Origin of the sequence: Bradyrhizobium sp. 4 (assembly GCF_023100905.1) — a bacterium.
Lineage (GTDB): Bacteria > Pseudomonadota > Alphaproteobacteria > Rhizobiales > Xanthobacteraceae > Bradyrhizobium.
In genome coordinates this window covers 7,485,364-7,500,887 of sequence record NZ_CP064686.1, presented here as the reverse complement: position 1 = coordinate 7,500,887, position 15,524 = coordinate 7,485,364, and the positions used below count along the sequence as shown (strand labels likewise).

The 15,524-nt window shown below is 64.3% G+C and carries 15 protein-coding genes; 9 read left to right on the top strand and 6 right to left on the bottom strand.

What is annotated here, in order from left to right; all coding sequences use genetic code 11:
* Nucleotides 1–4: 4 nt before the first annotated feature.
* From IVB45_RS35915 to IVB45_RS35905, 3 genes are read right to left on the bottom strand one after another with little or no spacing between them, the layout of a single operon-like run.
* Nucleotides 5–1,561 carry an MDR family MFS transporter gene (locus IVB45_RS35915; protein ID WP_247357510.1) on the bottom strand — a complete coding sequence of 519 codons (1,557 nt, stop codon included), beginning with the start codon at nucleotides 1,559–1,561 and terminating at the stop codon, nucleotides 5–7.
* 16 nt (nucleotides 1,562–1,577) lie between these two features.
* On the bottom strand, nucleotides 1,578–2,753 hold the full coding sequence (locus IVB45_RS35910; RefSeq protein ID WP_247357511.1) for an HlyD family secretion protein: 1,176 nt from the start codon (nucleotides 2,751–2,753) through the stop codon (nucleotides 1,578–1,580).
* On the bottom strand, nucleotides 2,746–3,228 hold the full coding sequence (locus IVB45_RS35905; RefSeq protein WP_007598134.1) for a MarR family transcriptional regulator: 483 nt from the start codon (nucleotides 3,226–3,228) through the stop codon (nucleotides 2,746–2,748). The genes IVB45_RS35910 and IVB45_RS35905 overlap by 8 nt, the downstream gene beginning before the upstream one ends.
* A 157-nt stretch (nucleotides 3,229–3,385) precedes the next feature.
* Here IVB45_RS35905 and IVB45_RS35900 point away from each other — a divergent pair, with 157 nt between their 5' ends.
* The 7 genes from IVB45_RS35900 to IVB45_RS35870 all read left to right on the top strand — a co-directional run bounded on the left by IVB45_RS35900 (nucleotide 3,386) and on the right by IVB45_RS35870 (nucleotide 9,834).
* Nucleotides 3,386–3,880: a transcriptional repressor gene (locus IVB45_RS35900; RefSeq protein ID WP_007615963.1), complete on the top strand. Its 495-nt coding sequence runs from the start codon at nucleotides 3,386–3,388 to the stop codon at nucleotides 3,878–3,880.
* Between the two features lie 36 nt (nucleotides 3,881–3,916).
* A complete protein-coding gene (locus tag IVB45_RS35895) occupies nucleotides 3,917–4,870 on the top strand; it encodes a DMT family transporter (protein WP_247357512.1) in 954 nt (317 codons plus the stop codon).
* Nucleotides 4,871–4,882: 12 nt separating this feature from the next.
* Nucleotides 4,883–6,166 (top strand): flavodoxin-dependent (E)-4-hydroxy-3-methylbut-2-enyl-diphosphate synthase, encoded by a 1,284-nt coding sequence (ispG, locus tag IVB45_RS35890; protein WP_027566030.1) that lies wholly within the window; start codon nucleotides 4,883–4,885, stop codon nucleotides 6,164–6,166.
* 240 nt (nucleotides 6,167–6,406) lie between these two features.
* Nucleotides 6,407–7,303: a TauD/TfdA family dioxygenase gene (locus IVB45_RS35885; RefSeq protein WP_247285203.1), complete on the top strand. Its 897-nt coding sequence runs from the start codon at nucleotides 6,407–6,409 to the stop codon at nucleotides 7,301–7,303.
* Between the two features lie 11 nt (nucleotides 7,304–7,314).
* Entirely contained in the window at nucleotides 7,315–7,608 is a 294-nt protein-coding gene (locus IVB45_RS35880) for an NTF2 fold immunity protein (RefSeq protein WP_247285204.1), read from the top strand.
* A gap of 63 nt (nucleotides 7,609–7,671) precedes the next feature.
* Nucleotides 7,672–9,009, top strand: a complete 1,338-nt coding sequence (locus IVB45_RS35875) for a Rieske 2Fe-2S domain-containing protein (protein ID WP_247357513.1) — start codon at nucleotides 7,672–7,674, stop codon at nucleotides 9,007–9,009.
* Nucleotides 9,010–9,012: 3 nt separating this feature from the next.
* Nucleotides 9,013–9,834, top strand: coding sequence for an N-acetylmuramoyl-L-alanine amidase (locus IVB45_RS35870; RefSeq protein WP_247357514.1), 822 nt, complete (start codon nucleotides 9,013–9,015; stop codon nucleotides 9,832–9,834).
* Nucleotides 9,835–9,941: 107 nt separating this feature from the next.
* Here IVB45_RS35870 and IVB45_RS35865 read toward each other — a convergent pair whose 3' ends face one another.
* The 3 genes from IVB45_RS35865 to IVB45_RS35855 form a co-directional block, all read right to left on the bottom strand.
* On the bottom strand, nucleotides 9,942–11,549 hold the full coding sequence (locus tag IVB45_RS35865) for a Na+/H+ antiporter (RefSeq protein ID WP_247357515.1): 1,608 nt from the start codon (nucleotides 11,547–11,549) through the stop codon (nucleotides 9,942–9,944).
* 48 nt (nucleotides 11,550–11,597) lie between these two features.
* Nucleotides 11,598–12,467 carry a class A beta-lactamase gene (gene bla, locus IVB45_RS35860; RefSeq protein ID WP_247357516.1) on the bottom strand — a complete coding sequence of 290 codons (870 nt, stop codon included), beginning with the start codon at nucleotides 12,465–12,467 and terminating at the stop codon, nucleotides 11,598–11,600.
* A gap of 139 nt (nucleotides 12,468–12,606) precedes the next feature.
* Nucleotides 12,607–12,981, bottom strand: a complete 375-nt coding sequence (locus IVB45_RS35855) for a nuclear transport factor 2 family protein (RefSeq protein ID WP_106941496.1) — start codon at nucleotides 12,979–12,981, stop codon at nucleotides 12,607–12,609.
* A gap of 94 nt (nucleotides 12,982–13,075) precedes the next feature.
* On the opposite strand from IVB45_RS35855, the gene IVB45_RS35850 reads away from it, so the two are divergent.
* A complete protein-coding gene (locus IVB45_RS35850; RefSeq protein WP_247357517.1) occupies nucleotides 13,076–13,504 on the top strand; it encodes a GFA family protein in 429 nt (142 codons plus the stop codon).
* A gap of 180 nt (nucleotides 13,505–13,684) precedes the next feature.
* A complete protein-coding gene (locus tag IVB45_RS35845; RefSeq protein ID WP_247357518.1) occupies nucleotides 13,685–15,511 on the top strand; it encodes a caspase family protein in 1,827 nt (608 codons plus the stop codon).
* The last annotated feature ends 13 nt before the right edge of the window (nucleotides 15,512–15,524 follow it).

Below are 15,524 nucleotides of genomic sequence, written 5' to 3'. Positions count from 1 at the left end.
AGTGTTACTCCATCACCGCATGTTCCGGCCCCGCCGCCTGTTTGCGCAGGGTGGCCTTGGTCGAGCCGATGAACAAAGCGAGCGGGATGGTGCAGAGGATGAAGAACATCACCAACTGGTAGTCGTGCGCAAACGCGATGATCTGCGACTGCACGCTGACCATGCGGTCGGCCATGGCGCGGCCGGCATCGGTGGACAGATTGATCATGCCGCTGACGTTGGGCATCTGGAGCGCGTGGTTGAACGGGTTGATGTTTTCGGACAGGATCGCGTAGGTCTTGCGCGTGCCCTGCGTCAGCTGGGCGATGACGACGGAAATGCCCACCGAGCTCGCGACGTTGCGCATCAGGGTCAGCATCGCGGTGCCGTCGGTGCGCAGTTCGTTCGACAAGGTCAGGAACGCCACCGTCGATAGCGGCACGAAGACGAGGCCGAAGCCGAAGCCCTGGATGACGCTGACGGTCACGATCTCCGGCACCTGGGTCAAATCGGTCCAGCCGGTCATCTGGAACAGCGATCCCGCGGTCAGCGTCAGGCCGGTGATGATCAGCGTGCGGGCCTCGATGTAACGCATCATGCGGCCGACCAGCATCATGGCGAAGAAGGTGCCAAAGCCGCGGCTCGCCAGCAGCAGGCCCGCGGTGATGATGGGATAGCCGATCACGTTCTGCATGTAGGGCGAGGCCAGCGCCATGGTCGAGAACAGCACGAGACCCATCACGACCATGAACATGCAGCCGGTGACGAAGTTGCGATCCCTGAAGAGCGCGAAGCGGATGAACGGCGTCGAGGTCGTGAAGGAGTGCGCGATGAAGAAGTAGAAAGCGACGGCCGAGACGATGAACTCGGCAAGGATCTCACCCGATTCGAGCCAGCCCAATTGCTCGCCGCGGTCGAGCGCGAGCTGAAGCGAGCCGATCGCGACCGCCAGCGCCGCGAAGCCGAACCAGTCGAACCTGAGACTGAGATCCTTCCGGGTCTCGTCCATGAAGATAATCAGCCCGATCACGGTGATGGCGCCGAACGGCAAATTGACGAAGAACACCCAGTGCCAGGAATAAGTCTCGGTCAGCCAGGCGCCGAGCGAGGGACCCATGATCGGCCCCATCATCACGCCCATGCCCCAGATCGACATCGCCTTGGCGCGTTCCTGGAGCGTGTAATAGTCGAGCATCACCGATTGCGACAATGGTACCAGGGCCGCGCCGAACACGCCCTGCAGCAGGCGGAACAGCACCATCTGGTTGATGTCCTGCGCAAGCCCGCACAGCACCGATGCCATGGTGAAGCCGGCCGAGCAGATGATGAAGATGCGCTTGCGGCCGAAGCGGTTGGCGATCCAGCCCACCGGTGCCGTCATGATCGCGGCGGCGACGATGTAGGAGGTCAGCACCCAGTTGATCTGGTCCTGCGAAGCCGACAGCGTGCCCTGCATATAGGGCAGGGCGACGTTGGCGATGGTGGTATCCAGCGCCTGCATGATGGTTGCCGTCATGGCGCAGATCGTCACCATGTTCCGGCGCAGGCCGGGAACCATCAAATGGGCATTGGGGCCGGACATCGGATCAGTCCCTGTCTCAGTCTTTGTCCGAATCTTTGTCTTGGCTCGCGGTCGCCGACAGGCCGAGCAGGCCGGCGAGCGAGCGCCGGTGGCCGGTGTCGATGGTGGCGTAGACGCTCATGCCGGCCTTCAGCTTGCGCACGTATTTGTCGGTCTCGTCGAAATAGATGCGAATCGGCACGCGCTGCACCACCTTGACGAAATTGCCGCTGGCGTTCTGCGGCGGCAGAATCGCGAATTGCGCGCCGGTGCCGGGCGAGAGCGAGCCGATCTTGCCCTTGAAGAGATGGCTCGGAAAGGCATCAACCTCGAGCGTGACCGGCTGTCCTTCGGTGACGTAGGTGAGGTCGCTCTCCTTCGGATTGGCGTCGACCCAGGGATGGGCGACGTCGATGATGGAGAACACCGGCGTGCCGGCGGCGACGTAGCGGCCGAGCTGAATCTGCTCGACTTGTGTTGCCACGCCATCCATCGGCGCGCGCAGCACGGTGTGGTCGAGGTTGCGCTGGGCATCGTCCAGCTTGGCTTTCGCTTGCGCGTAGGCGGGGAATTGCTCAAGCGGCAACTCGGGATTGCCCAGCAACTGGGTCTTGGCATTGGAGAGTTGCTGCTTGATGTATTGCGCCTGCGCGCCGGCGGTCACCAATGCATTCGACGCGTTGTCCAAATCGAGCTGCGAGCCGTAATTGTTCTTCACCAGCGACTGCTTGCGTTCGACGTCGCGCTGCTTCAGGTCCATGCCCTGCTGGGCGAGATTGAGCATGTCGCCGTAGATCTTGATGTTGGCAACGAGATTGTCATAGGTGATGCGGGCTTGGGCGAGTTGCGCTTTGGCTTCTTCCAATGCGTGACGGAACGGAGCGGGGTCGATCTCGAACAGCTCGTCGCCGTGCTTGACGATCTGGCCCTCCTTGACGACGACCTTCTGGATTTTGCCGGAGATATCGGGGGTCACCAGCACTTTCTGCGCGCCGACATAGGCATCGTCGGTGCCGACATAGCGGCCGCCATTGAGATAGAAGGTGAAGCCGGCCACCGCGACGACGATCGGCAGCACGACCAGAAGCAGCACGCGGCGGTAGCGGCGCAGGCCCGCCAGCAGGCGGCGGCGCGGATTGGTGCCGGCTTTCTTGGTGGGCTTGCCGCCGTCGATTTTCTGCTCGGGCTGGAACTTGAGAACCTGATCAGCCATAGCGCTGCTCCTTACGCGCTTGTTCCGCTCCGCTGGTCTGGATCGCGGACCGCACGTTTTCCTTGATTGTCTCGAGTTGGGTGAGGAGGCGGTGGGCGTCCGCCGGAGTGATGCCGTCGAGTGCGTTGGCCGTGAGCTCGGATTTCAGCCCGCTCATCCGCCCGAGCAATTGCCGCCCGGCCTTCTTCAGGTACAGCCGCTTGACGCGGCGATCCGAAGGATCGTTGCGTCGCTCGATCCAGTCGCTGTCGCAGAGCTTGTCGATCAGGCGCGTTAGCGTGATCGGCTGCACCTCGAGAAGCTCGGCGAGTTCCGACTGCTTCATGCCTTCGCTGCGCTCGACCTTGGCCAGCACCGCCCATTGCGCGCGGGTGATGCCGAAGCGCGAGGCTTCCTTGTCGGCATAGACCCGGAGCAGGCGATAGAGCTCGGCGAGCGTAAACAGGAAGTTCTGGTCCACGGGCCCTGGGCTCATGAGCTTGGTCTCCAATAAGCTTGGAATATAATAAGCAAGCTTATGATTATTTCATGGCGGGTTTGCGGGACACTGTCCCGCAGGCCGAGCATGGCTGATGGCCGCATCGCCGGTGCCGCTTTGGGTTCCCCTTTCGAAATGCTAGAACGCCGGTCGCATGACCCTCGCAAAACCGGCATTTCCCGCGCCCGACCACGATCACGGCCGCTGCACCGCGGATGCGCTGGCGCATGCCGAGGCCGTCTGCGGAGAGCGCGCGCAGAAATTCACGCCGATACGCCGCCATGTGCTGGGGGCGCTGCTCTCGAGCCACCGGCCGCTCGGCGCCTATGAGGTGATCGACGAGCTGGCAAAGTCGATGCCGCGGCCCGCGCCGATCACGGTCTATCGTGCTCTCGATTTCTTGATGGCCAACGGCCTCGTGCACCGCATCGAAAGCCGCAACGCCTATCTCGCCTGCGCCGCTCACGACCACGACGCGACCTCGGCGGTGACGTTCCTGATCTGCGAGCGCTGTGGCCTGGTCGGTGAGATTCCGTCGGCTTCCTTCGCCAGGGATCTCAACGCCGCCGCGCGCAGCTCAGGCTTCGCTCCCAAATTGTCCGTGGTGGAAATCACGGGCGTTTGTGCGCATTGTCAGAAAGCTGCATAGAGCAACAACGGCGCAAAGCCGGTTTTTCAGGAAGAAATGTCCTCACCTCAAATCATACCGTCCGCCGGTCGTCCCCTCAGTGCCGGCGCCATCGCCCTGATGCTCATGCTGTGCCTGACCTGGGGATTCAACCAGATCGCGGTGAAACTGGTGCTGCCGGACATCCCGCCGATGCTTCAGGCCACGTTCCGCTCGATGGGCGCGCTGCCGGTGCTGTTCATCATCGGCAGCTTGCGCGGCGTTAAATTCTTCGAACGCGACGGCACCTGGAAGCCGGGCGTCATCGCCGGACTGATGTTCGGCATCGAGTTCGTGCTGATCTTTCAGGGCCTGCGTTTCACACCGGCATCGCGGGCGGTCGTGTTCCTCTACACCGCGCCGTTCTTCGTTGCGCTCGGCTCCTACCAGGTGCTCGGCGAGCGACTTGGCGGGACGCAATGGCTGGGGCTCGCCATCAGCTTTGCCGGCGTCGCACTCGCGATCGGCGTGCCGCAGCCCAACGTCGATTCGCATGTTCTGCTCGGCGACCTCATGATCGTCGGCGGCGCCGCGCTGTGGGCGGCGACCACGCTGGTTGCCAAGGGCACCCGGCTGCGCTTCGCCGCGCCCGAGAAGGCGCTGGGCTACCAGGTCGCGACCTCGATCCCGATCCTGGGGCTGGCGGCCTGGCTGTTCGGGGAGACCATCCCCCACACCCCGTCGCCGCTGTCGCTGGGCCTGATGGCCTTCCAGGCGATCTGGGTGGTGGGAACCACGTTCACGCTTTGGTTCGCGCTGGTGAAGACCTATTCGGCCAGCAAATTGTCGGCTTTTACCTTCATCACCCCTTTGTTTGGCGTGGTGGGTAGCTATTTCATCATGCACGACACGCTGAACCTGACATTCGGGGCTGCCGCCGTCCTTGTCATTGCTGGGCTTTTTCTGGTTAACCGTCCCAGTCAATCCGCTGCGGCGCCGCGCGATGCATTGCTGAACGTCACCAAAACCTGATATTTGGACGCCATGAACAAGCTCGAAAACACCATCGATTCCGACATCGCGGGGCCTGCGCCGCGTCATCACACCACCAAGGTCAAGGTCGGCGACGTTACCGTCGGCGGCGGTGCGCCGATCGTCGTGCAGTCGATGACCAACACCGACACAGCCGATATCGACGGCACCATTGCCCAGGTCGCAGCGCTCGCCCGCGCCGGTTCCGAGCTGGTCCGCATCACCGTCGACCGCGAGGAGGCGGCAGCTGCCGTTCCGCATATCCGCGACGGCCTGCTCAAGCTCGGTCTCACCACGCCCCTGATCGGCGACTTCCACTATATCGGCCACAAGCTGCTCGCGGCCTATCCGGCCTGCGCCGAGGCGCTCGCCAAATATCGCATCAATCCCGGTAATGTCGGCTTCAAGGACAAGCGCGACACCCAGTTCGCCGACATCATCGAGATCGCCAACAAGAACAGCAAGCCGGTCCGCATCGGCGCCAATTGGGGCTCGCTCGACCAGGAGCTGCTGACCAGGCTGATGGATGAGAACACCGCCTCGGCCAATCCGCGCGATGCGCGCGCGGTGATGCGCGAAGCCATGGTGCAGTCGGCGCTGCTCTCGGCGGCACGCGCCGAAGAGCTCGGCATGCCCAAGGACCGCATCATCCTGTCGGCCAAGGTCTCGGCGGTGCAGGATCTGATCGCGGTCTACGAGGTTCTCGCCAGCCGTTCCGATTACGCCATCCATCTCGGCCTCACCGAAGCCGGCATGGGCACCAAGGGCATCGTGGCGTCCTCGGCGGCGCTCGGCATCCTGTTGCAGCAGGGCATCGGCGACACCATCCGGATATCGCTGACGCCGGAGCCCGGCGGCGACCGCACCCGCGAGGTGCAGGTCGGTCAGGAACTCTTGCAGACCATGGGCTTCCGCACCTTCGTGCCCCTCGTTGCGGCGTGCCCCGGCTGCGGCCGCACCACCTCGACCACTTTCCAGGAGCTGGCCCAATCGATCCAGGGTTTCATCCGCGACGAGATGCCGACCTGGAAGACGAAATATCCCGGCGTGGAAGAGCTCAACGTCGCGGTGATGGGCTGCATCGTCAACGGCCCCGGCGAATCCAAGCACGCCAATATCGGCATCTCGCTGCCGGGCACGGGCGAAGCGCCGGCTGCCCCGGTGTTCGTCGACGGCAAGAAGTTCCGCACCCTGCGCGGCCCGACCATCTCCGCCGACTTCAAGGCGCTCGTGATCGACTACATCGAGCAGCGCTACGGCCAGGGCGCCAAGGTGCCGGTGACCGCGGCGGAGTAGTATTGCTCCGCTCGCGCCTCATACTGAGCTGTCGTCCCGGCGGAGGCCGGGACCCATAACCACAGGATTGGTGGTTAGAACGAGCTGTCGCTCCGAGTTTTCGCCAAACCAAATCCTGTGGTTATGGGTCCCGGATCTGCGCTTCGCTTGTCCGGGACGACGGGCGGTGTTTGCAATGCAGATTGCACATCCTTAACTGCGCGCTACCATGCTCCCAATCAAACGATCGGGAGACACGCCATGAGCTCACTCGCCGGCAAGCAGGGTCCGCGCTATCGCCACGCGACGGACGACGGCGTGCCGTACGAGACCATCGCGGTCGAAAAGCTCACCCCGATCATCGGCGCGGAAATCTCCGGCGTCGACATCGGTAAGCTCGTTTCCGACGATGCCCGCTCCAACCGCCAGATGGACGAGGTCCATCGCGCGCTCGCCGAAAACCTCGTCATCTTCTTCCGCGACCAGACCATCACGCCACAACAGCATCTCGCCTTCGGCCGCAAGTTCGGTGAGCTGCATTTCCATCCTGCCGCGCCGCATGAGGATGAAGACCCGGCGCTGATGAAGATCTATGCGGATGCGAACTCGCCGCGCGCCAACGGTGAGGGTTGGCATTCCGACGTGTCCTGCGATCTCGAGCCGCCGATGGGCTCGATCCTCTACATCAAGCGGTGCCCGCCGCGCGGCGGCGACACGTTGTTTGCCAACATGTACGCAGCCTACGAGGCGCTGTCGGACCGGATGAAGGCCTATGTCGACGGGCTGACCGCGCTGCATGACGGCGAGCCGATCTATCGCGGGCTCTACGCCAATTACGGCGTCGCCGACCGCCCGTCCTATCCGAGTGCCGAGCATCCCGTGGTGCGCACGCATCCGGTCACGGGCAGGAAGGCGCTCTACGTCAACCGCGGCTTCACCCGCCACATCAACGGAATCCCGCGCGACGAGAGCGATGCGATGCTTGCCTATCTTTACCAGCACGCCGAGAATCCGCTGTTCCAGTGCCGCTTTCGCTGGACCGAGAATGCCATCGCCTTCTGGGACAACCGCTGCACCCAGCACCGCGCCATGTGGGACTACTGGCCGCACACACGCTCGGGGACGCGCGTGACGGTGAAGGGAGAGAGGCCGGTGTGAGAGGCATTTTTGTGGTCGCACTCGTCTTTGTCACGAGCTGCGCGATTGCCGGGGACAAGGTGGCGACCGGCGCTGAAGGCACGGTGGCGACTGCTGATGCGGCCGTCGAGATCGCACGTGCGGCGGCCGTTAACCGCTACGGTGAGGTCGTTATTCGAAGCGAGGAGCCTCTAACCGCTGAGCTCAACCAACGTAACAATTGGATTGTGACAGGCATGTTGCCGCACGGCGCAGTTGGCGGAGTAGTTGAAGTTGAAGTCGCCCGCCGTGACGGCAAAGTTCTTCGGATGGTTCACGGTCAATAGCTCAACGTTGACGTCCTCCCGCGCCCGCGCCAATCTCTGCGAAAATAGTCGGGAGAGCCTGCCATGCTCCGCGCCGAGGACAACAAATTCCTGACCGAGGCTGATGCAGGCACCGGCATGGGCGAGCTGCTGCGCCGCTTCTGGATTCCGGTGCTCCTGTCCGAAGAACTCCCTGAGCCCGACGGCGAGCCGAAGAAGATCACTGTGCTCGGCGAGGAGCTGCTCGCCTTCCGCGACACGCGCGGCGTTGTCGGAGTCATCGACCAATACTGCCCGCATCGCGGCGCCAATCTCTGGCTTGGGCGCGTTGAGGAATGCGGTATCCGCTGTGTCTATCACGGTTGGAAGTTCAATACCGACGGCCGGTGCGTCGACATGCCGACGTCCTATCCCGACCTCAACGCCAAAGACCTCATCCGCATCAAATCCTATCCGGTGCGCGAATGGGGCGAGATGATCTGGGCTTATATGGGCCCGGCTGACGCGATGCCCGAGCTGCCGGACCTCGAAATGGCGCTGCTGCCGGCTTCGCACCGCTACGTCAGCAAGAAATGGCAGGACTGCAACTGGGTGCAGGCGCTGGAAGGCTCGATCGACACCGCGCATTTCACCTTCGCCCATCTCTCCTTCGACAAGGAGGAGAACGAGATCCTGGACATCAAGAAGCATTTTGTGAATCCGATCGCGCGGATGTCGAGCGATCACATGCGCTGGATCGCCGAAGACCCGCGTCCCGTAATCAAGATCGCCGCGCACGATGCGGGCCTTACGATCGCTGGCGGGCGGCTCACGGGCCGTGATGACATCTACTGGCGAATCGCGCAGATCCTGATGCCGTTCCACGCCTATGCCCCGAGCGCGATGCCGGGCGAGAACATCTTTGGCCAGACCTTCGTGCCCGTCACCGACACCAATTGCTGGATCTACACCTATGCCTGGAATCCGGAGCGGCCGCTGACGCAAGCCGAGCGTGACGCCTTTGACCGCGGCAATGGCGTGATCGCGGAGGTCGGCGACAATTACGTGCCGCTGCGCCACAAGGGCAACGACTATCTGATCGACCGCAAGCTGCAGAAGACCAGGAGCTACACTGGCATCAAGGGCGTCTCCGAACAGGACGCGGCCGTGCAGGACAGCCAGGGCCCGATCGCCGACCGCAGCCGCGAGCATCTCGGTCCGACCGATTTCGGTATCATGCATTTCCGGAAAGTCGTGATGGAGCTGGCGCGGGCGCTTCAGCAGGGCGAGCCGCCGCCGCACGCCGTGCATCAGGATCGCTACGCCGTGCGCTCGGGCGCCTGCGTCACCAGCAAGGCCAAGGACCTTTCCGCGGTGATGCTGGAGCGTTTCGGTGACGTCACGGGTTTTGTCGGCCGGCCGCGGACAGCGGCAGCGGAGTAGCGCTTGGGGCAGCCGCGCAGCATCATCGCAAGTCTCGTCTCGACGCTGGTCGCGTCGATCCTGCTATGGTCGCTGGCGCCTGCAAGCACCGGTCATGCTGCTATCGCGCGAAAAATCGTGAAGCCCAAGCCGCCGCACGCGCCGGTCAAATGTGAGATGTCGAAATTCCGGATCGTCGTGGATGTCGGGCACACCCCGGACTCCTACGGCGCGTTGAGCGCACGCAACGACACGGAGTTCGGCTTCAACTTCCGGCTTGCAAGTCTGATCACGGCGAAGCTCAAAGCCGAAGGCTTTGCCGCGGCCCGCCTGCTCGTCACGGCCGGCAAGGCGCGACCGAGCCTGCTCAAACGCGTCAGCACCGCGAATGACGCCCGGGCCGATCTCTTCCTGTCGATCCATCACGATTCGGTGCCGGACAAGCTGATCGAGACCTGGGAGTTCGACGGCGCGAACAGCTATTTCAGCGACCGCTTTTCGGGCCACTCTCTGTTCGTGTCGCAGCGGAATCCGCACTACGCTGCGAGCCTGATGCTGGCCCGGATGATCGGCCGGCAGCTAAAGGATCAGGACCTGCATTATGCCGGCCAATATGCCCTGCCGGTGATGGGCCGCTACCGGCGCCAATTGCTCGACAAGGATGTCGGCGTCTACCGCTATGATGGGCTCGTCGTGCTCTCGCAAACCCGCAGCGCCGCAGTGCTGCTCGAAGCCGGCTCCATCATCAACCGCGACGAGGAAATGGCGATGAACTCCCTAGAGCGGCAGGAGATCATTGCGGGCGCCGTGGCGGTGGCGATGAGGGAATTCTGCGAGAGGCGGTAGTTTGCTCCGCCGCTTCAACAGCCGTCATTGCGAGCGTAGCGAAGCAATCCAGGCTGCCGCAGCGGAAAGATTCTGGACTGCTTCGCTACGCTCGCAATGACGAGGAGCTACAGCGGCCCGCCCCGATACTCCCGGTTCGCCAAACTCGCCTCCTCCAGATCCAGATCCCGCTCGATCCGCCGCCGCGTCTCGTCGGTGATCTGGCCGTCGCGCAGCAGTTCGTGGATGAATTTGCGCTCGGCGGCGATCAGGTCGCGGGTCAAGGCGGTGCCGGCGGCGGAGACGTCGTGGTGGATGGGATCGAGCGAGTCCGGCAGCTGATTGACCCGGATCTCGTGTCGCGCGCGCAGGAGCCGCATCACCTCGTCCGATACGTCCTTCTCCTCGGTCAGCGCGTCGAGCGACTTCAGGGCGGCATCGAGGGCCTGGCGCCGTGCTGCGATCTCGGCCTCGTGCTCGGCGGCATGCTCGCTGCGACCGGCTTCGGCGACACCGAGCCAACGGACCACCGGGGGTAGCGTGAGGCCAACGCCGATCAGCGTGATGAAGATGACGCCGAAGGCAACGAACAGGATCAGGTCGCGAAACGGAAAGGCCGCGCCGCCCGGAAGCGTGAACGGCAGCGCGAGCGCCGCCGCCAGCGACACCGCGCCGCGCACGCCGGTGAACGCAAGCACGAACGGCCATTGCCATGGCGGGGAGGGGTCGCGCACGCGCAGCGACTTGCTGAGCATCCGCGGCAGATAGGTCGCGGGATAGAGCCAGGCGAAGCGCGCGATCACAACGACCGCCAGCACCACGACGGTCGCGATCACGATGTCGTCGAGCGGGAATGCCTTCGATTTCTCGTACAGCGCGCGCATCTGGAACCCGGTGAGCAGGAACAACAAGCCCTCGATCAGATAGATCCCGAGGTCCCAGAAGAAGATGCCCTGCAGCCGCGTCGATGCCGAGATCAGCAGCGGGCCGTTCCAGCTCACATAGAGGCCACAGGCGACGGTGGCGATCACGCCGGAGCCGCCGAGATGCTCGGGCAGCCAGTAGGAGACGTAGGGCGTGATCAGCGACAGTGTCAGCTCGACCTGCGGGTCCCCCGACCATTTGCGGAACCGTAGGGAGAGCCAGCCGACACCGATGCCGAATGCGATCTCGCCGGCGACGATGAGCAAGAACTCGCCGCCTGCCAGAGGCAGCGAGAAATGCCCGACCATGATTGCGGCGAGCGCGAAGCGGTAGAGAATCAGCGCGGTGGCGTCATTCGCGAGCCCTTCGCCTTCGAGGATGACCATGAGCCTGCGCGGCAAATGCAGCCGGCGCGCGATCGCGAGCGGCGCCACCACGTCGGGCGGCGCCACGATGGCGCCGAGCAGGAAGCCGATGGTCCAGGGCAGGCCGATCAAATAGTGGGTGGCGGTTGCGACCAGTGCTGTGGTGAAGATCACCGCGCCGACCGCGAGCAGCACGATCGGACGAAGATTCTTTTTGAATTCGCGCCAGCTCATCGCGACGCTCGCCGAGTAGATCAGCGGCGGCAGCACCATCAGCAGCACCAGTTCCGGCGGCAGCTCGACCGGCGGCATGCCCGGCACGAAGGCGAGGCCGACGCCGGAGAGCATCAGCAGAATGGCAGGCGCGATGTTGAAGCGGCGGGCGACAAGCGCGGTGCCCGCCAGCACGGCGAGCAGGATGAGAAAGGTCTGAAATTTCGCTTCCATGATGATCTGTCTTCACCCGGAAGCGGTCGCAACGTCAATGCGTGCGGCTTACACCAGCCGCTCGGCCACCATGCGGCCGATGCGTGCGAACACGGTTTCGATCTGCGCCGCGGTCGGCGTGCCGCCCTGAGTATAGGCCGCGATCAGGATCGGTGCATCGGGCTTCGTGTCGATTTTGGGCCAGGCCACTGCGATGTCGCCGGAGGCGTCCTTGCCGTTGTTGCCGGTCTTGTCGCCGATCTTCCAGCTTGCGGGGAGCCCGCCACGCAGCCGGTTCGCGCCGGTCTTGCAACCCACCAGCCACTCCGTGAGCTGTGCGCGCGAGGTGGCCGACAGCGCCTCGCCCGTGAGCAGCCGGCGCAGATTGCCTGCCATCGCCGCCGGCGTCGTGGTGTCGTGGGGATCACCGGGCGGTGAGCGGTTGAGCTCGGGCTCATTGTGGTCGAGCCGCGAGGTGGTGTCGCCGAGTGAGCGCCAGAATGCCGTGAGCGCGGCGGGGCCGCCGATCCGTGCCAACAGCAAATTGGCGCAGGTGTTGTCGCTGAGCTCGACGATCGCCTTGCACATCTCGGTGACCGACATTGCGCCGGCGGCAATGTTCTGCCTGGCGACCGGTGCGTACTCCAGCAGGTCGGCCTTGCCGTACGGGATCATGGCCGCAAGCTGATCCTCGCCACGATCGACCCGCGCCAGGACGCAAGCCGCCAGCGAAGCCTTGAATGTCGAGCACATGACGAACCGTTCGTCAGCGCGCCAGGCGAGCTTTGCGCCGGTCGCGAGGTTTTCGGCATAGACCCCGATCCGGCCGCCGCTCTCGCGCTCATAGGTTTCGAGCTCAGGCTGCGCGTCCGCGGCGAGTGCAGGGGAGGCGGCCATCCAGCACAGCGAGGCGAGCAGCGAACGGCGGTCGAGAAGCATGGGGAACTCTTGGGCGAGACGGGGCGGGGTGGAGATGCGGCATGCACTCCATCCGCATCGTCATTGCTTCGCTGCGCTCGTAATGACGGAGGATGTGGGACGAGTGCGCCCGATTTCGGGCAGCGGAAGGTCGCGCCCCTCACTCCCGCAGGTCATACCGATAGGATTTCGACACGATCTGCCAGCCGTCGGCGAGCTTCATCGCCACCAGATAGTCGGTGAAAAAACGCGGCGGCAATTGGCACCGGACCTTGATGAAGGCGGTCTTGTCGTCCGAACGGTCGATGGTGACGATGAAATCCTCGCGCGCCTTGCCTTCGGCCTTGCCGGAGGGACGCTTGCGCACGCGGTCGAGCCAGTCCGGCACGGTCAGCACCTGCAGCTCGCCCTTCTCGACCCAGCGCAAATCGGCGGAGGGGTGGAAGATGGCGCCGAGTTTTTCGGCATCGCCCTCGTAAAGTCCGTCGAAATAGGATTGCACGACGGCTTCGACGCTCGAACGGTTCTGGCTCATGGGTCATCCCTTTGACTGATGGCTCGGGGCGAACTTAGTCGTACAGATCAAAATGCGCTATGGGAGTGCGTACCATTTGCGCGAGGACACTGTGATGACCGGATCAGAGAATTCGAACGCTCGTATCCTGGTCGGCGAATGCTATTGCCGCGCCGTGCGCTACGAGGTGGTTGACGCGTTCTCTTATGCGTTGAACTGTCATTGCTCGGATTGCCGCCGCACCACGGGCGCCGCCTTCAAGCCGTTCGCCGGCATCGAGCAGAGCAAGCTCCGCATCATCAGAGGGGAGGACCAGCGCACCATCTACGGTGACGACACCACCCACGACGCCCACTGCGCCCGCTGCGGCTCGCTGCTTTATTCCCGGGTGCGCGAGGGAAAATGGGTCCATGTCGCCATGGGAACCCTGGTCGATGTCCCCTCGATCCGACCGAGCGCCCACATTTTCGTGGGCTCGAAGGCGCCCTGGCACGAGATTACGGACAATCTGCCTCAATATCGGGGCCACATCGGGGATGCCTGAGGGAACCTGCTGCGCACCTGTTTCGCGGCGAACCGCGGCCGGACTGGCGCGACAAACAAAAGGGGTCTTTCGGCCCGCCGCCGGCGCCACCTTCGTGACCTCCGTCACAAGCGTCCGCGACGGACCCTGCTAAAGCCGTCCCAAAGGGGCTCGAACTGCCCTGAACTCGGAAGTCGTGTCATGCGCCAATTGCTCAGACTTTGCCCACTTCTCCTCGTCGTCGCGCTGCTATTCGGCACCGGGCCCGCTTTCGCCGGGAAGCGCGTCGCGCTGGTGATCGCCAACTCCGCCTATCAGCATGCGCCGTCGCTGACGAACCCCGTCAATGACGGTTCGGTGATGGCCAGGACGCTGAAGGAGGCCGGGTTCGACATCGTCGATTCCCGGCGCGATCTGACGGCGCAGGAAACCCGGCGTGTGCTGCGCGAATTCGCCGACGGGACCCGCGATGCCGATATCGCCGTAGTCTATTATGCCGGCCACGGCATCGAGGTCGAAGGCTCGAATTATCTGATCCCTGTCGACGCCAAGCTGGAGCGTGACACCGACGTCTTCGACGAGGCGCTCTCCCTCGACCGCGTCCTGGTCGCGGTCGAACCGGCCAAGCAGCTTCGCCTGGTGATCCTGGATGCCTGCCGTGACAATCCGTTCGGCAAGACCATGAAGCGCACGGTCGCCTCGCGCGGCATCGGCCGCGGCCTCGCCCAGGTCGAGCCGACCAGCTCCAACACGCTGATCGCCTACTCGGCCAAGGCCGGCTTCACGGCGCAGGATGGCGACGGTGCGAACAGCCCCTTCACCGTGGCGCTGTCGAAGCATCTGACGACGCCCGGCCTCGACGTCCGCCGCGCCTTCGGCTTCGTGCGCGACGACGTGCTCAAGTCGACAGGTAACAAGCAGGAGCCGTTCGTCTATGGCTCGCTCGGCGGCGAAGACGTGCCGCTGGTGCCGGTCAAGGCGACCGCTGCGGCTGCCGCCGCGCCCGCGCCGAATCCTCAGGCTGACATCCGCCGCGATTACGAACTCGCGCTCCAGGTCGGCAACAGGCCGGCGTGGGATGCCTTCCTTGCCCAGCATCCCGACGGCTTCTATGCGAGCCTCGCCAAGCTTCAGGTCGAAAAAATCGGTGCCGAACAGGCTCATGCGGCGGCCACCGAGAAGGCCAAGCAGGCCGAGGCCGAGCGCGATCGTCTTGCCGCGGTTGGCGCGCAGAAGGATACGCAGGCCAAGGCAGCCGCCGATGCGAAGGCCGCAGAGCAGGTACAGCTTGCCGCGCAAAAGGCCAAGGAGCAGGCGCAGCAGCAGGCGGCCGCCGCCGAGCAGCAGCGCGTCAATCTCGCCGCCGCGGCGCCGAGTGCAGCGCCCGCCAGCACGGCGAGCCCAGCCGGCACCAACGTCGCGTCGCTGACGCCGGCCACCGCGCCGGCCGATCTCAGCCGCTCGGTGCAGACCGAGCTCGGCCGCGTCGGCTGCTTCTCCGGCGCCGCCGACGGCAACTGGACCCCGTCCGCACAGCGCTCGTTGTCGCAGTTCAACCGTTATGCCGGCACCAAGCTCGACGTGAAGGTGGCGAGCACCGATGCACTCGACACGGTCAAGTCGAAACAGTCGCGCGTCTGTCCGCTGGTTTGCGAGCACGGCTTCAAGGCCGACGGCGACAAGTGCACCAGGATCGTTTGCCGTGATGGCTATGCGCTCAACGACGACAACGAGTGCGAGAAGCAGCGTGCCGCCAGGCCCGCCAAGCCTGCGACTGCAAAGCGTGACGACGGCGACGAGCGTCCCGCACGGCAGCGTCGTCAAGCCGGCGGTGAAGCTGCCGGAGCAGCTGGCGGCTTTGGCGGCGCTGCCGGCATTGCTGCTGCTGCTGGCGCCAGCCGCCCCTCGAGTGGCGGACAGCTATTCTGCAATAACGGCGGCTGCCGTCCGGTCAACCGCGGCTGCCATCTCGAATATCGCGGCGGCGGCGGCCCCGGCAACGATGCCAATGCCGAGGTCTGTAATTAGGATTGCGGAAGTG